Here is a 20,451-nt window from a genome sequence, read left to right as displayed (position 1 = left end):
GAGGGCGGGCTGATCGCGCGCTGTCCGAGCGCTGTCCGCACCGGCAGGCGCCGGAGGCCGCCGACCGCCAGGATGGACGCATGCCCCACCTCCTCCGAGCCCGCGCCGCCCTCTTCGACATGGACGGGACGCTCGTCGACTCGACGGCCGTCGTGGAGACCATCTGGGGTGCCTTCGCCGAGCGCTTCGCTCTCGACCACGACGCGGTGCTCGGCGCCGTTCACGGTGTCCGCGCCGCCGACAGCGTCCGCCGCTTCGCCCCGGCCGGCAGCGACGTCGACGCGATCGTCGCGGAGCTCGACGCGTACGAGCTCGAGCACACCGAGGGCACCGTCGAGATCCCCGGCGCGACGGCGTTCCTCGCCTCACTCCCCCGCGAGCGCGTCGCCCTGGTCACGTCCGCGAGCCCGGCGCTGGCGGCCGCACGTCTGGCTGCGGCGGGCGTCCCCTCCCCCGACACCGTCGTCACCGCGCACGACGTCGCGAACGGCAAGCCTGCTCCCGACGGCTACCTCGCCGCCGCGGCCCTGCTCGGCGTCTCCCCCGAGGACGCGCTGGTGTTCGAGGACGCCGAGGCCGGCATCCGGGCGGGTCTGGACGCCGGCATGCGCGTGATCGTCGTCGGGAGCCACGAGAGCGCGAGCACCCGGGGTCTGCCCCGGATCGCGCACTACTCCGACGCACGCGCCGTGCTCGAGGGCGACGAGCTCGTCGTCACCCTCGGCGGGCCTCAGTAGCGGATCGCGTCGATCACCTTCACCCGCACGGCGACGATCGCCGGCACCAGGCCCGCGAGCGCGCCGACGAGGGTCGCCGCCCCGAGCCCGAGCAGCGCCGCCTCGGCCGGGAAAGGCGGGATGTCAGCGATCCCGTTGTCCTGCACGAAGGCCACGGTCCAGGGGTTGGTGACGAGGATGACCGCGATCGTCACGCCGACCACTCCGGCGACGACGGTCGCCACGACGCTCTCCATCATGATCGAGAAGAAGATGCGGCCGGAGGAGGCGCCGAAGCTGCGCCGGATGCCGATCTCGCGGATCCGCTGCCGGACGGTGACCAGGGCGATGTTGAGCAGTCCGAGCGCGCCGAGCGCCAGCACCAGGCCCGCCACGCCGCCGATCACCCAGGTCAGCACGCCGAAGGGGTCGGAGTCGTAGACCAGGTAGTCCTGCCGGTCGACCGACACCTCGAAGTCGGATCCCAGGGCGCCGGCCACGTCGCGCTCCACCGCCGCGGCGAGGGGCTCGGCCAGGTCGAGCGGCACCCACATCTCGTAGTTCGGCACGCCCTGCCCGCCGTACTGCGGGTCGGCGTCGCGGGCGACCGCCGGGTAGGCGTCCGCGAGCATCATCATCGACGGATCCGTCTCGAACTGCGAGGAGGGAGTCACGCCGACCACCACGCCCGTGACGTCGCGCTCGGAGCCGAGCAGGGTGACCACCGGGTGGGTGCGCAGATCCGGGCTCCCGATCCGCTCCCAGAAGCGCTCGTTGACGACGAGGGCGGGAGCGAGGCGCTGGGAGTCGCGGGCGGTGAACCAGGAGCCGTCCACGATCTTCAGCCGGTGCATCTCGGCGAAGGGCTGGTCGACCGCCTGCACCGCGACGACGACGGCGCCGTCGGCGAACTGGACGCGCGCGCTGCCGTAGGTCGAGCGGCTCGCGTAGGTGATGGAGTAGCGCTCGAGCGCACCGGTCCACGCGGCCTGGAGTGCGTCGGCATCCACCTCGGAGGTGCCGGTACCGGAGGGGTAGGCGGAGAGGAAGAGGCTCGCCGGGCGCCCGCTGGAGCGCTCGGCCTGCTCGATGCTGGCCTGGCGGGCGATGCCACCGGCGGCGACGACCGCGGTCAGGGCGGCGACGGCCACCGCGACTCCGATCAGCGAGAGCAGCACGCGGCCGCGGTGGATCCGCAGCTCGGTCCACGCCTCGACGATCGCGCCGGCGATCCCGACGAGCGCGCGCATCAAAGGACCACCCCCTCGGCGACGGGGCCCGCATCCGCGGTCGAGCCCAGGCGGCCGTGGTCGAGCCGGTAGTGGCGCTCGGCCCGCGCCGCGATGGCCGGGTCGTGGGTGATGGTGACCAGCGCGGAGCCGGACTCGCGGGCGATCTCGTCGAGCAGGCCCATCACGCTCTCGCCGGTGTCGGTGTCGAGGGCGCCCGTCGGCTCGTCGGCGAGGATCAGCCGCGGTCGGCGCACCAGGGCGCGGGCGATCGCGATCCGCTGCTGCTCGCCGCCGGACATGCGCCCGGGCATCGAGTCCACGCGGTGCCCGAGGCCGACCCGCTCCAGCATCTCGGCCGCGAGGTCGCGGCGGCGCCAGAACTCCGATCCGGTCGCGTAGAGCAGCGGCGTCATCACGTTCTCGCGGGCGGTCCGCCCCTCCAGCAGGTTGAACTGCTGGAAGATGAAGCCGATGCTGCCGCCGCGGATACGCGCGCGGGCCCGCGAGGACAGGGTCTCGGTGGGAGCACCCTCGAGCAGCATCCGCCCCTCGGTGGGCTCGTCGATGAGTCCGAGGATGTTGAGCAGCGTCGACTTGCCGGAGCCGCTGCGCCCCACGACCGAGACGTGGTCGCCCTCGCCCACCTCGAGATCGACGCCGTCGAGGATCGTCAGCGGCGGTGCGTCGGGCAGCGGGACGACCTTGCGGATCCCCTCGAGCCGGAGGATCGTCACGAGCAGAAGACCGAGCCGTCGGGCTGCGCGATGCAGTCGCCGCCCAGCTGGACGTCGGGAGCCGCCTCCTCCGCGCCCGGCACGAACTGCAGGAGCTCGGCGCCCTCCTCCACTCCGCCGGTGATCTCGACGGAGCTGCCGTCGGTGAGTCCCAGCGTCACCGGGACCTCCTCGGTGCTGCCGTCGTCCGCCCGGCGGAACACGACGCCGGACTGGGCGGTGCCCTCGACCGCGGTGGTCGGCACGACGAGGACGTCCTCCGCCTTGCCTCCCGCGAGCGTCACCGAGGCGGCGAGCCCGGGGAACACGGTGACCTCCGTCGGCACCTGGCAGGTGAAGCTCGTGCCGGAGCCGCCGGTGGAGGTTCCACCGCCGCCGCCGTCCGTCGCTCCGCCGGTCGTGCCGCCCTCGCCGGCTCCGGCGAGAGGGGTGCTGATGGTGAGGTCGGTGCAGGTGAAGCCGGCGGGCCCGCCGGTGATCGCGACCTGCGCCTCCGTCGGCCGGTTCTGGATGCGGTAGAGCTGCTGCGCGTCGATCGTGCCGGTGACGGCGTAGCTCGGCGGCGCGACCTGTCCGGTCACCTCGCCGACCGTGACGGCCTGGTCGTGGATGACGCCGAGCGCGCTGAGGGTGCCGCCGGTCGCGGCGTAGACCCGCTCGAAGCGCACGGAGGGCTCCTGCTGGGTGAGGGTGACGGCGCCGTCCGGGCCGGTCGTCTCGACCGGGTCGCGCGGAGTCTCGACGCGGATGTCGTAGATGAGATCGCCCGACGCGACGGCCGCGCCCTGCTGCACGTAGACGTCGTCGACCGTTCCGGCCGCCGTCGCCTTCAGCGGCACGGCGGGGTCGGCGGCGACGGTGCCCTGGAGGGTGAGGTCGTTGGTGACCGTGCCGCGGGCGACCGTGACGGTCGGCTCGGTGATCTCACCGGTCGGCTGCGTCGGATCGGCCTCGGCCGCGCCGTCCGGGAAGAACGCGATCTTCACCAGGGCGATGCTCGCCGCTCCGATGATGACCATCCACACGATCGGGAACACCCAACGCCGAACCGCACCCATCAAGTCCCCCGACTCCGCTTCCAGAGCGCTCCGCCGTGGGGCGCCGGAGGCAGCCTATCCGGCGGGGAGGTCGCGTCACGGACCGTGGCGCGCCCGTCAGCCGGCGAGCGCCGCGACGATCGAGGCGACGCGGCGCGCCCTCGTCTCGGCGGCCTTCGCGCCCTCGACCGACGTGACGTGGGCCTTCCGCGCGCTGGGCGAGAGCGCGGCGAAGCGCTCCACAGCGCCCGCTGAGGCCAGCGCGGACGCCAGGTCCTCCGGCACGACGACCTCGCGCGGCGCGGTGTCGAGCTCGATCACGACGTCGATCGCGTCACCGCCGGCGAGCTGCGTCTCGCGGCGCTTCTCGGCCGAGAACGGGATGAGCGCGCGTCCGCCCATCGCTCCGACCGTGCTGGTGAAGCGGTAGCCGTTCACCGTCACCGCGACGGCGGGACGCTTGCCGCCGCCGAGGGCCTCGAGGACCTCGGGCGGCACCTCGATGCCGGTGCTGTTGCCGATCTGGAAGAGCGTCGTGGTGAACTGCACGAGGTGATGATGGCATGGCCTACCGCGTGTCGCCCGGCCGATCGCCGGACTGACGCGGAGGGCCGTCGACTCGATCCTCGTCGGCCTCCCTTTGACGGATCCGGAGCGCTCGAGGGCGTTCTCCCCAGCGCTCGGCCGGACCCCGGATCTTCTGTTCGGCCCTGAATCCTCTGTTCAGCGACGCCGCCGCCTGCTCCGTCGCCTCCGAGCACGTGTCCGCGATGCTCCTCCCGCACCCCTCCTTCTCGACCTCCAGGTCGAAGGAGATCGTCGACGCGCGCTCCCAGGTGCAGGCCCTCTTCGCGGTGAGCGTCGGCAGTCGGGAGGAGGTCGGGAACGGTCCGGCCTCCGGCGGCGCCGAGCCGGTCGCGGTGCAGGACCTCGGCTCCATGCGGGCGCGCGGCCTCGAGGACCCTGACGGCCACGTCCGGGAGTCCCTGTACACGGATCCGGCCGCGGCCGAGGCCGGTCCGCCCCGGGAGTAAGGGTCGGCGCGCTCAGCAGGAGCGGGTGTCGGGGTCTCCGAGCGAGGAGCGCACGGCGTCGACCGTCATCCTGCCCTCGGGGTCGAGCCGGGTGAGCATGCGGGACATGATGTCGGCCAGCTGCGGGATCTTCTCGGCGTCGAGCGGATCGATGACGTCGGCCAGCACGGTCGCGACGTGACCGGGCGCCGTGTCGACGATCTTCTGGAGGCCGGCGTCGGTGAGCACCGCGTTCGTGGCGCGGCCGTCGGAGGCGCAGGGGCGGCGCTCGAGGTAGCCGCGGGCGACGAGGCGGGTCACCACGTGCGAGAGCCGGGGCAGGGTCGCGTTGGTGCGGGCGGCGAGCGTGGTCATCCGGAGGGCGCGGTCAGGCGCCTCGGACAGCATCGCCAGCGTCAGGTACTCGAAGTGCGTGAGCCCCGCGTCGCGCTGCAGCTGCGTGTCGAGGGCGCCCGGCAGCAGTTCCACGACCGCGATGAAGCGCAGCCAGGCGTCGAGCTGATCGGGCGTCAGCCAGCGTGTCTCGGGCGCACTCATCCCCCCACCCTACCCACTACTTGCCGCGACAAGTAAGTCCCCCCGTCGGCCCTCGCGACCCGCGTTCCGAACCAGTCGCGAGCACCACCCCCGAGGCGAACCAGCGATCCGCATACCAGCGGATCGCTGCAGCCGTACGCACCCCGCTCCTCAGAACGCACCCCGTCGAGAAGCCGACCGCGCCACACACGATCCACACCATCCCCGCGAGCACCGCCCCCGAGGCGAACCAGCGATCCGCGTACCAGCGGATCGCTGTAGCCGAACGCCCCCCGCTCCACAGAACGCACCCCGTCGCGAAGCCGACCGCGCCACGCCCGTCAGGGACGGGCGTGGAATCCAACTCACAGCACGTCGTCGCTCAGATCGATCGGGTTGCCGAAGCGGTGGTTCGTGATCGAGATCGCCTGCTCGCGGAGGAAGGGCAGCAGTTCGACGCGGCCGGCGGGGGTGACCGGGTCGGCGTAGACGGCGGTGTCGAGGGCGCCGCCGAGGGCTTCGGCGAGGGCGGTCGCGAGGGGGACGCGGGATCCGTCGGCGCGGGTGAGCGGGACCGGCTTGCCTGTGCTGCCGCGGGTCATGCCGGCGACGACGTCGGTGAAGGAGCCGGTCGAGTCGGACGATCGGCGGACGAGGGCCTGCTGTCCGTGCGTCGGGCTGCCGGGGGCCTGCGGGCCCGCGTAACCGTCGACGCGGTCGGAGACGATGTCGCCGATGATGCGGATGCGCGGCGTCGTGATGCGGCCGGCCGCGGCGCGCTCGAGCCACTGGGCGTCGGTCTCGACGACGATGCGCGGGACGAGGCCCGCCATCTCGGCGAGCTCGTCGCCGCCGAGCATCTCCTGGACCCGCGGCGGGAGCGGGAGGGACGTGGAGATGTCCATCCGGGAGCGGGTCAGCAGGCCCGCGGCGATGACGCGGAGGAGCTCTCCGAGGTCGCCGCCGTCGGCCAGGCGCAGCGCGATCGGCACGCGGAGGTAGCGGAACAGGTTCCGCTCGACGCCGACCTTCGAGATGTCGGTGACGACGCCGAACTCGGTCGCCCAGGCGAGCTGGTCGGAGAGGGCGGAGCGGCGGAGCAGGTCGAACTGCTCGAACCGGAGCGAGGACTGGGCCGCCTCGATGAACTGGCGCGCGCGGTCGTCGAGGCCGCGCAGGTGCAGCGTCGAGGAGGAGCGCGCGGGCGAGGGCTTCCAGGAGCCGAGGCCGATGAGGTGGTTGGGTCCGCCCGCCTTCGCGCCGCCGCCGACGGACGAGCGCTTCCAGCCGCCGAAGGGCTGGCGCCGGACGATGGCTCCGGTGATGCCCCGGTTGACGTAGAGGTTGCCCGCCTCGACCGAGTCGATCCAGAGGGCGAGCTCGTCGGCGTGCAGGGAGTGGAGCCCGGCCGTGAGCCCGTACTCGGTGCCGTTCTGCATCCGGACGGCGTCCTCGAGGGTCGCCGCGTGCATGATCCCGAGCACCGGGCCGAAGAACTCGGTGAGGTGGACGTAGCTGTCCTCGGTGACGCCCTCGCGGATCCCGGGCGACCAGAGCGTGCCGCTCTCGTCGAGCCGCTGCGGCTCGACGAGCCACGACTCGCCTCCGCCCAGCGTGGTGAGCGCGTGCAGGAGCTTGCCGGTGGGCTCCTCGATGAGCGGCCCCATCACCGCCGACGGGTCGTCGGGCCGGCCGACGCGGAGCGACGTGACGGCGTCGACCAGCTGAGCGCGGAAGCGCTTGGAGCGGGCGACCGAGCCGACCAGGATCACCAGGGAGGCGGCGGAGCACTTCTGGCCGGCGTGCCCGAAGGCGCTGCGGACGATGTCGGCGACGGCGAGGTCGTAGTCGGCGTGGGGAGTGACGATGATCGCGTTCTTGCCGCTGGTCTCGGCCTGCAGTGCGAGGCCGGGCCGCCAGGAGCGGAAGAGGCGGGCGGTCTCGTAGGAGCCGGTGAGCAGCACGCGGTCCACGAGGGGGTCGGTGATCAGCGCCCGTCCCAGCTCCTCCTCGTCGAGGTCGACCAGGGCGAGGAGCTCCTGCGGGATGCCCGCGTCCCAGAGCGCCTCGACGAGCACAGCGGCCGAGCGGCGGGCCTGGGGCGCCGGCTTCACCACGACTCCGGAGCCGGCGGCGAGCGCCGCGAGGATCGATCCGGCCGGGATGGCGACCGGGAAGTTCCACGGCGGAGCGACGACGGTGACCCGAGCGGGGACGAAGGTGGCCCCGGTGACGGCGTCGAGCTCGCGGGCGCGGGTGGCGTAGTAGTGGGCGAAGTCGATGGCCTCGGAGACCTCGGGGTCGGCCTCGGCGATCGTCTTGCCGGTCTCGGAGGCCATCACCTCGATCAGGCGGTCGCGGTTCGCGGCGAGGACGAGGCCGGCGCGGTCGAGCACGGCCGCTCGGTCGTAGCCCAGGCGCTCGCCCCAGCGCTCCGCGCGGCGGGACACCGTGCGCAGCACCTCCTGGAGCTCCGCCTCGGTGCTCACGCGTGCGGCGTCGGCCGTGCCCGCTCCGATGGTCGACCCGGCGATGCGCTCGGTGATCAGGCGCGCCCAGCGTCGGTTGCCGGGGAGGGCGGGGTCGGTGTCGGGCTCGTTGTGGAAGCCCGCGGTCGCGGCGGCCGCACCGGAGCCGCGGCTGAGGCCGAGGACGGCCTGCGTCAGGCCCGCGGCGGCCGGGTCCTGCGCCCGCTCGCCGGCGCGGGCGTGCTCCTGCACGAGGCGGCGGCCGGAGCCGGAGGACCACTCCCGCAGGCGGTCCTGCGTGCGGTTCGGCGGCGGGACGGAGTCGTCGAGGGCCTCGAGCGAGGCGCGGAAGCGGCCGAGCTCCCGCTGCAGCACCTCCTCGTCGTCGAGGCGGAACGCGGCCGACAGGAAGTTCTCGGGGCTGCTGTTCTCCTCGAGCCGGCGGATGAGGTACGAGATGGCCACGTCGAACTCGTGCGGGTGCACGACGGGCGTGTAGAGGAGGAGGCGTCCCACGTCCTCGCGGACGGCGCGCGCCTGCCCGGTCGCCATCCCGAGCAGCATCTCGATCTCGACCGCGCCGGTCACCCCGCGCTCGGTCGCCGTGAGCCACGCCCAGGCGAGGTCGAAGACGTTGTGCCCGGCGACGCCCACGCGCACCGCGTCGACGCGCTCCGGCCGCAGCGCCCGGTCGAGCAGGCGCTTGTAGTTCGTGTCGGCCTCCACCTTGCTGCCGACGGTCGCAAGCGGCCAGTCGTGCAGGGCCGCGTCGACCCGCTCCATCGCGAGGTTCGCGCCCTTCACGACGCGCACCTTGATCGGGGCTCCGCCGCGGGCCCGGCGCTCCTGCGCCCACCCGGTCAGCTCGTCGAGCACGCGGACGGAGTCGGGCAGGTAGGCCTGCAGCACGATGCCCGCCTCGAGGTCGAGCATGCCCGGCTGCTCGAGGAGGCGCCGGAACACGGCGACCGTCAGATCGAGGTCGCGGTACTCCTCCATGTCGAGGTTGATGAAGGTGGGGTCGGCTCCGGACGCGGCGGCCTGGTAGAGCGGGGTGAGACGCTCCACGACGCGGTCGACCTCCTCCTCGAAGGCCCACATCGACAGCTGGCTGACGACGCTCGAGACCTTGACGCTGACGTAATCGACGTCCGGCCGCTCGAGCAGGCGGAGGGTCCCCTCGAGGCGGCGGCGGGCCTCGCGCTCGCCGAGCACGGCCTCGCCGAGGAGGTTGAGGTTGAGCCGGTCGCCGCCCTCGCGCAGCGCGGCGACGGCCGCACCGAGACGCGCCTCCGACGCGTCGACCACGAGGTGCCCGACGAGGCGGCGGAGGACCCGGCGGGCCGCGGGCACGACCACCCAGGGCAGCACGGGGCCGACGGCGCCGCCGGTGCTGATCGCGGCGCGCAGGTAGGAGGGGAGGAAGGCGGGCGTCTTCGCGGTGAGCGCCGCGAGGTTCTCGGCCGCGACCGAGAGGTCCTCGGGCCGGGCGACGCCGTCGACGAACCCGACGGTGAAGTCGAGTCCGTTCGGGTCCTGGAGCACGCCCGCGAGCCGCTGGGCGGCGGGCTCGACCGGGAACTCGCCGCTGCGCGCGATCCAGCGGCGGACCAGGGACTCGACGCGCTCGATCATCGGGCGGTCGTCGACCTCGGGCTCGGCGGCGGCGGGCGCGGCGAGCTCCGACTCCGACGCGGCGTCGGGCCCGCGCAGGACCTCGTCCTCAGCGTCGCGCACGACCTCGTCCTCTGCATCGGGCTCGCTCACGGCCTCGTCCTGAGCGTCGCGCACGACCTCGTCCTCGTCCTGAAGACCGGGCTCGCGCAGGTCCTCGTCCTCAGCGTCGGACTCCTGCTCGTCCTGAGGCTCAGCCACGTCCTCAGCGTCGGACTCCTGGTCGTCCTGAGGCTCGGCCACGTTCTCGGACGCGGACTCCGGCGCCGGCACGACCTCGGCCCCGCTCACGGAGTCGCGCGCCTCACCGGCCTCGACCTCGTCGTCCGACCCCGTGCCGCCCTCCGGCGTCCGACCACCGATCGTCGCGTCGACCCCGCTCCGCACGGCCGCCTCGTCGGGCTCGCGCTCCGGGTCGCTGCCGGGCACACCTGGGGTCGTCGACTGCTGCATCCTCCGAGGCTAAGCCCGACCCGCCGCCCGGACGCGGCGTGACGCGGTGGTCGCGCCGACTCGCCCGCGAGCCGCCCCTGTGGAGGAGCGGATCAGTGCCGGCGGTGGTCCTGGATGGTCATCCGCGGGCCGTGCCGCGGCTTCCTCGCTCCGCTGCAGCCGATCAGCCGGATGACCCGCTGCCGGTGCCCGCGCCACGGCTCGAGGAGCTCGAGCATGCCGTCGTCGTCGACCCCGAGCCGGCCCGTGAGCGCGAAGCCGACGGCCGCGGCCAGGTGGTAGTCGCCCACGCTGACCGCGTCCGGATCTCCGTGGGCGCGCATCATCACCTCGGACGCCGTCCACGGCCCGATCCCCGGCACCGACTGCAGCCGGCGGGCGACCTCGTCGCCGCCCCGCCCGAGCGCGAGGGTCCGCTCGAGGCCGGAGGCGACGAGCGCGGCGGTGAGGACGGTCCGCGAGCGCCGCGGATCCACTCCCGCGCGGTGCCAGTCCCACGAGGGCACGCGCCGCCACTGCTGCGCGCTCGGAGCCACGTGCAGAGCGACCGGCCCCGGGGCGGGCTCCCCGTGGAGGCGCACCAGCACCCGGTAGGCGCGCCACGCCTCCGTGCTCGTGACCTTCTGCTCGAGGACCGACGGCGCGAGCATCTCGAACACCAGGTTCGCGCGCGTGAGGCGCAGGCCCGACGAGCGGCGGAGCACCTCGGCGAGCGGCGCGTGGGCCGACAGGTCGAGCCCGCTCCAGTCGTCGCCGTGGCCGAGGAGCTCGGGGACCGCGTCGATCAGCCACTCCGCTCCCCCGCCCCAGGCGCGCGCGTGGACCGCGCCGTCCACCGCCTGCCGCAGATGCAGGGTGCCCGGGCCGAGCGGCGTGCGGAACGCCCGCCAGAAGCCGGACGCGTCGAGGAGCATGGTCGGGTCGCCCGAGCCCCGCAGCAGCGTGCGGAGGGTGAGCGCGAGGCTCACCGGCTCCGCCGGCGCGTAGACCGTCGCCCAGGCGGGCTCCGGAGCAGGGGCGGGGATCGACACGCAGTGATGGTAACCGGCGGCTCCGACACCGGATCGGACGCTCCTGCACAGAACCCCCATTCACGACGTGTTCGGAGCGACACGCCCGGCGGATTGGTTCAGACGGCGTGAACACATGCGCGGATCCGATCGCCCGTTTCCACTGGTCAGCAGGTCGATCCCGGGCGTAGCTTCGCGCTGTCGCGGCGGCGCTCCAGCCGCCCGGCACCCGCCTATCACTGGAGATGCGCACATGTTCGACACGACCTTCATCCGCAACGCGATCGTCAAGAGCTCTGAGACCGCTCTCGACCGTCGCCGCTTCTTCGAGGCCACCGGCGTCGCCGGCCTCGGCATCGGAGCCGCGGCCCTCGCCGCGCCCACCGCCTCCGCCGAGGAGGTCGCTGCCAGCGGCCCCAGCGACGCCTCGATCCTCAACTTCGCCCTCAACCTCGAGTACCTCGAGGCCGAGTTCTACCTCCGCGCCGTCTACGGCACCGGCCTCGGCGGCTCGGACGTGACCGGCAAGGGCACGCCCGGCGGCGTCATCGGCGGCCGCCCCGTCGACTTCAAGACCCCGTGGCTGAAGAGCTTCGCCACCGAGGTCGCGAACGACGAGAAGGCCCACGTGCAGTTCCTGCGGGCCGCGCTGGGCACCGCGAAGGTGGCCCGCCCGGCGATCAACCTGAAGGACAGCTTCAACTCCGCCGCCGTTGCGGCGGGGCTGATCAAGGCCGGTCAGTCGTTCGACCCGTTCGCGAGCGAGTCGAACTTCCTGCTCGGCGCCTTCGTCTTCGAGGACGTGGGAGTGACCGCCTACAAGGGCGCCGCCCCGCTCATCCAGTCGAAGACCTACCTCGACGCGGCCGCCGGCATCCTCGCGGTGGAGGCGTACCACGCGGGCGCGATCCGCTCGGCGATCTACGCCGCCGACCTGTCCGACTCGGCGAACAAGCTCTCCGACGCGCGCGACAGCCTCGACGGCAAGACCGACCTCGACCAGGGCGTCAAGGTCAACGGCCAGGCGAACATCGTCCCGACCGACGGCAGCTCCATCGCGTTCAGCCGCACCCCGGGCCAGGTCCTCAACATCGTGTACCTGAACCCCGCGGCCGGCACGCGCACCGGCGGATTCTTCCCCCGCGGCGTCAACGGCGAGCTCGTCACGACCTAGTCCCACCAGCACAGAGCACGACGACGGGCCCTTCCTCGAGGCGGCGAGGAGGGGCCCGTCGTCGTCCGCGTGCACATCCGTTCACCGGGTCCTCTAACCTGAGCGGGTGAAGATCGGGATCCTGACCTCCGGTGGCGACTGCCCCGGCCTCAACGCCGTCATCCGCGGTGCCGTCTACAAGGGCATCAAGGTCTACGACCAGGAGTTCGTGGGCTTCCGGAACGGCTGGCGCGGAGTGGTCGACGGCGACCTCCTGCCCCTGGGCCGCCCCGAGATCCAGGGCATCGCCAAGCAGGGCGGCACGATCATCGGCACCAGCCGGACGAACCCCTTCGAGGGCGAGAACGGCGGCCCCGAGAAGATCGCCGAGATGATGGACCGCAACGGCATCGACTCGATCATCGCGATCGGCGGCGAGGGCACCCTGGCCGCGGCCAAGCGCCTCACGGACGCGGGCCTCAAGATCGTCGGCGTCCCGAAGACCATCGACAACGACCTCGGCGCCACCGACTACACCTTCGGCTTCGACACGGCCGTCGGCATCGCGACCGACGCGATGGACCGTCTCCGCACCACCGGCGACTCGCACGGCCGCTGCATGGTCGCCGAGGTCATGGGCCGCCACGTCGGCTGGATCGCCCTGCACTCCGGCATGGCCGCGGGCGCCCACGTCATCCTCATCCCGGAGAAGCGCACCTCCCTCGACCAGATCGTCGAGTGGGTGCAGAGCGCGCAGGACCGCGGGCGCGCACCGCTCGTCGTGGTCGCCGAGGGCTTCTCGCTCGACACGATGGACGACGCCCACTCCGAGCGCGGCCTCGACGCCTTCGGCCGGCCCCGCCTCGGCGGCATCGGCGAGCTGCTGGCTCCGCTCATCGAGGAGCGCACCGGCATCGAGACCCGCGCCACCACGCTCGGCCACATCCAGCGCGGAGGCACGCCCACCGCGTTCGACCGCGTCCTCGCGACCCGCCTGGGCATGGCCGCCATCGACTCCGTCGTCGCCGAGCACTGGGGCCGCATGGTCGCCCTGCGCGGCACCGACATCTACCACGTGGCCTTCGCCGAGGCGCTCGGCACCCTCAAGACGGTGCCGGACGCCCGCTACGAGGAGGCGCGCACCCTCTTCGGGTAGCGCGCGCTCCCCGCGGAGCGGTCAGTCCTTCGCGCCGTCCGGCGTCGCCGTGGCGACGATCTGCGCCCGCGCTAGGGTGTGGAAGTGCGCGTTGAAGCCGAGGATCGCCGGCGTCGACTCCGGGTCGAGGTCGAGCGACTCGACATCGAGGGCGTGCACCACGAAGAAGTAGCGGTGCTCGCGGTCCGGCGGCGCCGCTCCGACGAACTGGCGCAGCCGCATCTCGTTGGGCAGCGTCTGCGCGCCCGCCGGGAGCAGCTCGAAGCCGGCGGCTCCGGCTCCCGTCGGGAGCTCCGTGGTGTCGGCCGGGAGGTTGTAGACGGCCCAGTGCCAGAAGCCGGAGCCGGTGGGCGCGTCGGGGTCGAACACCGTCACGGCGAAGCTCTTCGTCTCGGCGGGGGCTCCCGACCAGCGCAGGTGCGGCGAGACGTCCTCGCCGCCGGAGCCCTCGCCGTAGTGGCGGGCGGACAGGGGCGCACCGTCGACGATGTCGTCGCTCTCGAGCGCGAAGGTCGGCACCTCGCCGAGGCGGGCGTAGGGGTCGTAGGTCCAGTCGGACATCCGGTTTCTCCGTTCGGGAAGGGCGGGCGGGGGCCCGCGCCCTCAGCCTAGGAACCCGGCGGTGCGCGCCGAAGGGCTTGCGGAGGGGGTCAGGACCCGAGATAGCGCCCGGGCCGGTGGTTGAACGCCAGGACCAGGTTGAGCACCACCACTCCCGCCGCCGAGATCAGCACGTTCAGCGGAGGCACCACCAGCAGCGCGGCCGCGACCACGCACGCGTCGAGCGCCATCATCACGTAGCCCGCCCGCCAGCCGAGCCGCTCCTGCGCGATCAGGGCGACGATGCTGAATCCGCCCAGGCTCGACCCGTGCCGGAAGAGGATCAGGAGGCCGATCCCCGCGAGCACGTCGCCCGTGAGGACGCCGTAGACGGGCTCGATCCGCAGCTCGCCGAACGCCAGCGGGTGCAGGCCCGCCAGGACCGAGACCAGCACGATCGAGAACATGGTCCGCAGCGTGAAGCGCCAGCCCTTCTTCCACAGCGAGAGGGCGAGGAACGGCACGTTGACCGTGACGAGGATCACGCCGAACGGGATGTCGAGCGGGTACCCCAGCAGCAGTGCGAGACCCGCGGTGCCGCCCGTGACCGCCTGGCTCGCGCGCAGCAGGTAGAGGCCGAGCGACACGACGAACGCACCGGTGACGAGACCGAAGACGTCCTCGAGGCGGGAGTGCGGCACGGGGGCGGAGGCGTCGGGCACCCGACGATGCTGCCACACGCCGCGCCCCGGTCCGGACGTCCTCGTAGGATGTGCCGGTGCTGCCGAAGATCCTGCTGTTCTACCGCTTCGTGCCGCTGGCCGACCCCGAGTCCGTGCGGCTGTGGCAGCGCGAGCTGTGCGAGTCGCTGGGCCTGCGCGGGCGCCTGCTGATCTCGGAGCACGGGGTGAACGGCACGCTGGGCGGCGGGATGGACGCCCTGAAGCGCTACGTCCGCCGCACCCGTGAGCACTCGGCATTCCACGGACTCGAGGTGAAGTGGAGCGACGGCTCCGGCCTCGACGACGACGGCCGCAGCCTCGACTTCCCCGGTCTCTCGGTGAAGGTGCGCGACGAGATCGTCTCGTTCGGCGCGCCCGACGAGCTGCGGGTCGACGCCGACGGGGTCGTCGGGACGGCTCCGCGGCTCGACCCGGACCAGCTGGACGCCCTCGTCGCCGAGCGCGACGACGTGGTGCTCTTCGACGGCCGCAACGCCTTCGAAGCCGAGATCGGCAGGTTCGAGGGGGCGATCGTGCCGGGGGTCTCCAGCACCCGCGAGTTCGTCGAGCAGCTCGACGCCGGCGTCTACGACCACCTCAAGGGCCGGCCCGTGGTCACGTACTGCACCGGCGGCATCCGCTGCGAGGTGCTGTCGAGCCTGATGACGGCGCGCGGCTTCGGCGAGGTGTACCAGCTCGACGGAGGCGTCGTCCGCTACGCCGAGGCGCGGCGCGACCGCGGTCTGTGGAAGGGGGCCCTGTACGTCTTCGACGGCCGCGGCTCCATCTCCTTCTCCCCCGACGCCGAGGTGCTGGGCCGCTGCACCTCGTGCGCCGCGCCGACCAGCCGGATGCGCAACTGCACCGACCTCTCCTGCCGCGCCCAGCTCGTGGTCTGCGCCGACTGCGATGCGGCGGCCTGCGCCGCGCACGCGGGCCCTACGCTCGTGCCATGAGCATCGAAGCGCGCGGGCGCACCCTCGTCGACCTCCACACCGCCCCCGAGCTGCTGCAGGTGGTGAACGTCTGGGACGTGATCAGCGCGACCACGGTCGCCGCGCTCCCGGAGACCCGGGCGCTCGCGACCGCCAGCCACTCCATCGCGGCGGCGTTCGGCTACGAGGACGGCGAGCGGATCCCGCTGGAGCTGCACCTGGGCATGATCGAGCGCATCGTCGCCGCCGTCGAGGTCCCGGTCTCGGCCGACCTCGAGGCGGGCTACGGCGACGCCGGCGAGACGGTCCGCCGCGCGATCGGGATCGGCGTCGTGGGCGCGAACCTCGAGGACCAGGCGAAGCCGCTCCCGGAGGCGCTGCGAGCGGTCGAGAAGGCCGTCGCCGCGGCCGAGGAGGAGGCGGTGCCCTTCGCGCTCAACGCCCGCACGGATGTGCTCCTCCGCGCCGGCGACCGCGACCGCGGCGAGGTCCTGGCCGACGCCGTCGAGCGCGGCCGCGCCTACCTCGACGCCGGCGCCACCTGCTTCTTCGTCCCCGGGCTGCTCCAGGACGCCGAGCTGGAGTCCCTCGTCGCCGCCCTCGGGCGGCAGCGCGTCAGCGTCATCGGCGTCCCCGGATCGCAGTCCCCCGCCCGCTTCGAGGAGCTCGGGCTGGCCCGCGTCTCCTACGGTCCGTGGACGCAGCGCGTCGCCCTGACGGCGCTCCAGGACGCGGCCTCCGCCCTCTACTCCGGCGGATCGCTCCCCGAGGGCACCCGGCCCCTGAACTGACCGCCCGGCCGCGGGCCCGCGGGCGTAGCGTGGGCCCATGTACCGAGCCATCGTCGTCGAGCGGCACTCCGACTCCGACACCGACACCCCCAACCGAGCCCGCCTCCTCGAGCGCGACGCTCCCGACCGCTCGCACGGCGACGTGTCGATCGCCGTCGAGTACTCGAGCGTCAACTACAAGGACGCCCTGGCGCTGGCGGGGCGGCCCGGGATCGTTCGCCGCACCCCGCTCGTCGCCGGCATCGACCTGGTCGGCACCGTGGAGTACGCGGACGGCGAGGCGGGCGAGCGCTTCGACTCCGGCGACCGGGTGGTGCTCAACGGCGCCGGCCTCGGCGAGCGCCACGACGGCGGGCTCGCCGAGCGGGCGCGTGTCGACTCCGCGTCGCTGCTCCGGCTGCCCGGCGCCATCTCGGCGGCACGGGCCGGAGCGATCGGCACCGCGGGCTTCACGGCGATGCTGGCCGTGCTGGCGCTCGAGCGGCACGGCGTGCGGCCGGGCAGCGGTCCCGTCCTGGTGACGGGGGCCTCGGGAGGCGTGGGGTCGCTCGCCGTCGCGCTCCTGGCGCGCCTGGGCCACGAGGTCGTCGCCTCGACCGGCCGGCTCGGCGAGCACGGCGCTCTGCTCCAGCGCTTGGGCGCCTCCGACGTCATCGACCGCGCCGAGCTGCAGGAGGGCGGGAAGCCGCTGCAGTCCGAGCGCTGGGCGGGAGCGGTGGACTCCGCCGGCTCGCACACGCTCGCGAACGCCCTCGCGCAGACGCGGTGGGGCGGCACCGTGGCGGCGTGCGGTCTCGCGCAGGGCCCGGACCTGCCTGTGAGCGTGATGCCGTTCATCCTGCGCGGAGTGACGCTGGCCGGCATCAACTCGGTGGAGGCGCCGCGCAAGCTCCGCGAGGAGGCCTGGCGCCGCCTCGCTCACGACCTCGACCTGGAGCTGCTCGACGAGCTGACGACGACGGTGCCGCTCGGCGGGGCGGTCGACGCGGCCGAGGACGTGCTCGCCGGCCGCTCGCACGGTCGGACGCTGGTGGACGTCCGCGCCTGAGGGCACGGCGTCGGCGGAGGGCGTCCGCCCGCCTCGAGCGTGGAGGAGGGGGCGCCTCGGCCGGCGCTGCGTGGCTGCTGCTCGTGCGGCGGTGCGCTACTCCGCGGCCTCGGTGGCGCCGCTCGGCTCGGCCGACGCGTGACCGACGGAGGAGTCGGGGCGCGCGGCGCGGGGTTTCGCCGGCGTGCGGGGCTTCGGCGCGGGCTTCGCGGCCGGCCCCGGCTTCGCGGGGGCGGGCTCGGCGGACTCGGATCCGGCGGGCTTTGGCTCGGCGGGCTTCGATCCCGCGGACTTTTTCTCGGCGGGCTTCGGCTCCGCGGGCTTCGGCTCGGCGGGCTTCACCGGAGCTGCGGAGTCGATCGGCTCGGAGCCGATGACGTCCACGGCCGCGGAAGCCCCGGACTCGGCCGGCGTGCTCGCGGCGGTCCGAGCACTCGTTTTTGGAGCGCCCTTCGGCGTGGCCTTCGGGCTCTTCGGAGCGGCCCCCGCTGCTGACTCCGTCGGAGCCGCGACGTCCTCCGCGGCGCCGTCCGCCTCCGGAGCCGCGGCCGCCGCGCTCCCGCTGCTCGCCGCCTCCCGGCCCTCGACCACCGTCGCCGGACCCGCCGCCTCCGCGGCCACGGCCGCGGCCTCCGCCGCCTTCGCCTTCTTCTTCGCGCGCTTCTCCGCGGCGGCCGCCTGTGCCCGCTCCGCCTGCTCGGCGACCTCGGGGACGATCACGAGGTCGTCGGTCTCGATCACGGGGATCGCCGCGGTCGTCGTCCCCAGCTGGAGGGCCGCGATCAGCTCGGGCGCGTGCTTGGTGCTCACGATCAGGCGGGAGTAGTCCTCGTCGACCAGGTCGATCACGACGGCCGAGGCGGTGCGCTTGATCAGCAGGAAGTCCTTGCCGCCGTGGAACTTCCACGTGCCGGCCGCGAGCGTGAGCGGCACCGCGGTGCCCGGCGCGCGGATGCCCCGCACCCAGATCCAGGGGTCCTCGGTGACCGTCGCCGAGCGGATGCTCGACCGGTCGACGACGACGTCGCTGCGGTGGAACGCGAGCAGTCGCTCGGCCGCGGTGAGGCGGAGTTCGAGGCGGTCGGGGAGCACGGTCACGACGGGCATGCCTCTAGTCTGCCCCGCCGCCCGCCGCCGGGTCAGCGCCGGATCGCACAACGATGCCCCGCCGCTCGCGTGGGTGGCAGCATGGTCGGATGCCGATGGATCCGGACGAGGCGCGCCTCCTCGACGCGCTGCTGGCCGAGCGGCAGGCCGAGACGCGCGACGAGGCGGCCCGGCTCGAGGCCTCGCTGGCCGAGCTCCTGCGCGACCGTGCCGACGGCACCGCCGATGACGAGCACGACCCGGAGGGCACGCCGCTCTCGGCCGAGTGGTCGCGGATGGCCGGAGTCCGCGACGCTCTCGCCCGCACGGCGCGCGAGCTCGACGCCGCTCGCGCCCGCCTCGGCACCGGCGGCTACGGGAACTGCGCCTCGTGCGGCCGCCCGATCGGGGCCGCCCGCCTCGCCGCCCGGCCCACGGCCGAGCTCTGCATCGACTGCGCCCGTCTGGCGGAGTCGCGCATCCGCTGACGCCCCGCGAGGCGAGCCTGCGGCGCGCCCTCCGCCTGAAGGCCCCCACAGATCCCGGCGTGCGGAAACCCGGTTTCTCCTGCGAGCATTCACATCCGGTCGCGTCCCTCGAACAGGTCTGACGGACCACCCCTCCCCCCCTGCTCGAAAGGCACTCCTGCGATGACCGAGACGTCGACCGCCCGATCGACCGGCGCCCCTCCCGCCCCCGACAAGCGCGCCTGGCGCTCGCTGATCGTCCTGCTCGCGGGCATGTTCATCGCCCTGCTCGACACGACCATCGTGAACGTGGCGCTGCCCACCATCCGCACCACGCTCGACGCCTCCGAGTCGACGCTCTCCTGGATCATCTCCGGCTACGCCCTCGCGTTCGGCCTCGCCCTCATCCCCGCCGGCCGCCTCGGCGACCGCTTCGGGCACAAGTGGGTCTTCGTCAGCGGCATCGCCCTCTTCACCGTCGCCAGCTCCGCGTGCGGACTGGCCGCGGACGACACCCAGCTCGTCATCGCCCGCATCGTGCAGGGCCTGGCGGGCGGCGTCTTCGTCCCGGCGGTCAACGCCTACATCCAGCTCCTGTTCCGCGGTCCCTCGCGCGGCAAGGCGTTCGCGGTCATGGGCGCGGTCCTCGGCGTCTCGTCGGCGCTCGGCCCGATCATCGGTGGCCTGATCATCCAGGCCTTCGGCGACGAGAACGGCTGGCGCCTGGTCTTCTGGGTGAACCTGCCCATCGGCGTCGCGACCCTGATCGCCGCCGCGGTCCTCCTCCCCGCCCGTCGCGACCTCGAGGCCGGCGACCGCGCCCCGAGCGGAGGCGTCGACTGGCTCGGCCTCGTGCTCGTCTCCGGCGGCCTGGTCGCCCTGCTCGTCCCGCTCATCCAGGGCGAGGACGAGGGCTGGCCGCTGTGGACCTTCCTCTCGATAGCCGGCGGAGTCCTGCTCCTCGCCGCGTTCGGCGCCTGGGAGGTCCTCCATGTCCGCCGCGGCCGCGCTCCCCTGGTGCCGCCGTCGCTGTTCCGCCATCCGGCCTTCACCGGAGGCGTGATCCTCGCGCTGGTCTACTTCGCGGCCTTCACGAGCATCTTCTTCACCATCTCGCTGCTCTGGCAGTCGGGCCTCGGCCACACCGCGCTCGAGTCGGGCCTGGTGTCGATCCCCTTCGCGATCGGCAGCATCATCAGCTCCTCGCAGAGCAACCGGATGACCGCGCGCCTGGGGCGCAACGTCCTGGTGATGGGCAGCGGGCTCCTCGCCATCGGGCTCGGCTGGGTCTGGCTGGTGCTGCTGACCGCGACCCCGGACTCGATCAGCAACTGGCAGCTCCTGCCGCCGCTGCTGATCGCAGGCCTCGGCAACGGCTTCTTCATCGCCCCGAACGTGCAGTTCATCGTCTCGACCGTCGACCCGCAGGACGCGGGCGCGGCGAGCGGCGTGATCTCGGCGATCCAGCGCATCGGCTCGGCCGTGGGCATCGCGGTCATCGGCAGCGTGCTGTTCGGGAGCCTCGTCATCACGGGTCCGGACACGGTCGCCTCGGGCTTCCTCGACGCCGCGGCTCCCGCGATGCTCCTCAGCACCCTGATGGCGGTCGCCGCCTTCGCGCTGGTGTTCGTGCTGCCGAAGTCGGTCTCGCGCCGGGGCTGAGGGCCCCTGCCCGGTCG

The 20,451-nt window shown here is 73.5% G+C and carries 19 protein-coding genes; 9 read left to right on the top strand and 10 right to left on the bottom strand.

Features of this window, described 5'->3' with window-relative positions; translation table 11 throughout:
* Positions 1 to 80: 80 nt before the first annotated feature.
* The gene (locus C5C54_RS04190) at positions 81 to 737 is read left to right on the top strand and encodes an HAD-IA family hydrolase (protein WP_104237636.1); all 657 of its coding nucleotides are present in this window, start codon (positions 81 to 83) and stop codon (positions 735 to 737) included.
* On the opposite strand, the gene C5C54_RS04185 is transcribed toward C5C54_RS04190, so the two are convergent.
* From C5C54_RS04185 to C5C54_RS04170, 4 genes are all read right to left on the bottom strand, one after another.
* The gene (locus tag C5C54_RS04185; protein WP_104287852.1) at positions 731 to 1,966 is read right to left on the bottom strand and encodes an ABC transporter permease; all 1,236 of its coding nucleotides are present in this window, start codon (positions 1,964 to 1,966) and stop codon (positions 731 to 733) included. The two genes, C5C54_RS04190 and C5C54_RS04185, sit on opposite strands and share 7 nt — an antisense overlap.
* Positions 1,966 to 2,682 (bottom strand): ABC transporter ATP-binding protein, encoded by a 717-nt coding sequence (locus C5C54_RS04180; protein ID WP_104233102.1) that lies wholly within the window; start codon positions 2,680 to 2,682, stop codon positions 1,966 to 1,968. The genes C5C54_RS04185 and C5C54_RS04180 overlap by 1 nt, the downstream gene beginning before the upstream one ends.
* Entirely contained in the window at positions 2,679 to 3,701 is a 1,023-nt protein-coding gene (locus C5C54_RS04175; protein WP_104246912.1) for an efflux RND transporter periplasmic adaptor subunit, read from the bottom strand. Before C5C54_RS04175 ends, C5C54_RS04180 begins: the two co-directional genes overlap by 4 nt.
* A 135-nt stretch (positions 3,702 to 3,836) precedes the next feature.
* Entirely contained in the window at positions 3,837 to 4,268 is a 432-nt protein-coding gene (locus C5C54_RS04170; RefSeq protein ID WP_104287851.1) for a YdeI/OmpD-associated family protein, read from the bottom strand.
* 212 nt (positions 4,269 to 4,480) lie between these two features.
* Between C5C54_RS04170 and C5C54_RS04165 the strand changes: the two genes are divergently transcribed.
* A complete protein-coding gene (locus C5C54_RS04165; RefSeq protein ID WP_104287850.1) occupies positions 4,481 to 4,753 on the top strand; it encodes a VOC family protein in 273 nt (90 codons plus the stop codon).
* Between the two features lie 12 nt (positions 4,754 to 4,765).
* Here C5C54_RS04165 and C5C54_RS04160 read toward each other — a convergent pair whose 3' ends face one another.
* The 3 genes from C5C54_RS04160 to C5C54_RS04145 form a co-directional block, all read right to left on the bottom strand.
* Positions 4,766 to 5,290, bottom strand: coding sequence for a MarR family winged helix-turn-helix transcriptional regulator (locus C5C54_RS04160; RefSeq protein WP_104287849.1), 525 nt, complete (start codon positions 5,288 to 5,290; stop codon positions 4,766 to 4,768).
* Between the two features lie 344 nt (positions 5,291 to 5,634).
* Complete coding sequence (locus tag C5C54_RS04155; protein WP_104287880.1) at positions 5,635 to 9,372, bottom strand: bifunctional proline dehydrogenase/L-glutamate gamma-semialdehyde dehydrogenase; 3,738 nt, start codon at positions 9,370 to 9,372, stop codon at positions 5,635 to 5,637.
* 584 nt (positions 9,373 to 9,956) lie between these two features.
* On the bottom strand, positions 9,957 to 10,895 hold the full coding sequence (locus C5C54_RS04145; RefSeq protein WP_258063215.1) for a DNA-3-methyladenine glycosylase: 939 nt from the start codon (positions 10,893 to 10,895) through the stop codon (positions 9,957 to 9,959).
* A gap of 232 nt (positions 10,896 to 11,127) precedes the next feature.
* Here C5C54_RS04145 and C5C54_RS04140 point away from each other — a divergent pair, with 232 nt between their 5' ends.
* Both C5C54_RS04140 and C5C54_RS04135 read left to right on the top strand, forming a co-directional pair.
* Positions 11,128 to 12,048 carry a ferritin-like domain-containing protein gene (locus C5C54_RS04140; protein ID WP_104222865.1) on the top strand — a complete coding sequence of 307 codons (921 nt, stop codon included), beginning with the start codon at positions 11,128 to 11,130 and terminating at the stop codon, positions 12,046 to 12,048.
* 106 nt (positions 12,049 to 12,154) lie between these two features.
* Positions 12,155 to 13,183 carry a 6-phosphofructokinase gene (locus C5C54_RS04135; RefSeq protein WP_104246916.1) on the top strand — a complete coding sequence of 343 codons (1,029 nt, stop codon included), beginning with the start codon at positions 12,155 to 12,157 and terminating at the stop codon, positions 13,181 to 13,183.
* A 21-nt stretch (positions 13,184 to 13,204) separates the two neighbouring features.
* Here C5C54_RS04135 and C5C54_RS04130 read toward each other — a convergent pair whose 3' ends face one another.
* A complete protein-coding gene (locus C5C54_RS04130) occupies positions 13,205 to 13,744 on the bottom strand; it encodes a YbhB/YbcL family Raf kinase inhibitor-like protein (protein WP_104287848.1) in 540 nt (179 codons plus the stop codon).
* Between the two features lie 89 nt (positions 13,745 to 13,833).
* Positions 13,834 to 14,445 (bottom strand): YitT family protein, encoded by a 612-nt coding sequence (locus tag C5C54_RS04125; protein WP_244230588.1) that lies wholly within the window; start codon positions 14,443 to 14,445, stop codon positions 13,834 to 13,836.
* A gap of 56 nt (positions 14,446 to 14,501) precedes the next feature.
* Here C5C54_RS04125 and C5C54_RS04120 point away from each other — a divergent pair, with 56 nt between their 5' ends.
* Genes C5C54_RS04120 through C5C54_RS04110 form a run of 3 tightly spaced genes read left to right on the top strand, consistent with a single transcriptional unit; the run spans position 14,502 to position 17,219 of the window.
* Positions 14,502 to 15,401, top strand: a complete 900-nt coding sequence (locus tag C5C54_RS04120; RefSeq protein ID WP_104287847.1) for a rhodanese-related sulfurtransferase — start codon at positions 14,502 to 14,504, stop codon at positions 15,399 to 15,401.
* Positions 15,398 to 16,171 carry an isocitrate lyase/phosphoenolpyruvate mutase family protein gene (locus tag C5C54_RS04115; protein WP_104255335.1) on the top strand — a complete coding sequence of 258 codons (774 nt, stop codon included), beginning with the start codon at positions 15,398 to 15,400 and terminating at the stop codon, positions 16,169 to 16,171. Before C5C54_RS04120 ends, C5C54_RS04115 begins: the two co-directional genes overlap by 4 nt.
* 37 nt (positions 16,172 to 16,208) lie before the next feature.
* The gene (locus C5C54_RS04110) at positions 16,209 to 17,219 is read left to right on the top strand and encodes an MDR family oxidoreductase (RefSeq protein WP_104287846.1); all 1,011 of its coding nucleotides are present in this window, start codon (positions 16,209 to 16,211) and stop codon (positions 17,217 to 17,219) included.
* A gap of 96 nt (positions 17,220 to 17,315) precedes the next feature.
* Here C5C54_RS04110 and C5C54_RS18245 read toward each other — a convergent pair whose 3' ends face one another.
* Positions 17,316 to 18,326: a hypothetical protein gene (locus C5C54_RS18245; protein WP_258063214.1), complete on the bottom strand. Its 1,011-nt coding sequence runs from the start codon at positions 18,324 to 18,326 to the stop codon at positions 17,316 to 17,318.
* Between the two features lie 89 nt (positions 18,327 to 18,415).
* Between C5C54_RS18245 and C5C54_RS04100 the strand changes: the two genes are divergently transcribed.
* On the top strand, positions 18,416 to 18,793 hold the full coding sequence (locus C5C54_RS04100; protein WP_258063213.1) for a TraR/DksA family transcriptional regulator: 378 nt from the start codon (positions 18,416 to 18,418) through the stop codon (positions 18,791 to 18,793).
* 162 nt (positions 18,794 to 18,955) lie between these two features.
* Positions 18,956 to 20,434, top strand: a complete 1,479-nt coding sequence (locus C5C54_RS04095; protein ID WP_104287845.1) for an MFS transporter — start codon at positions 18,956 to 18,958, stop codon at positions 20,432 to 20,434.
* The last annotated feature ends 17 nt before the right edge of the window (positions 20,435 to 20,451 follow it).

The organism is Rathayibacter sp. AY1F2, assembly GCF_002930885.1.
Classification (GTDB): domain Bacteria; phylum Actinomycetota; class Actinomycetes; order Actinomycetales; family Microbacteriaceae; genus Rathayibacter.
This window is presented reverse-complemented; position numbering and strand designations above follow the sequence as displayed.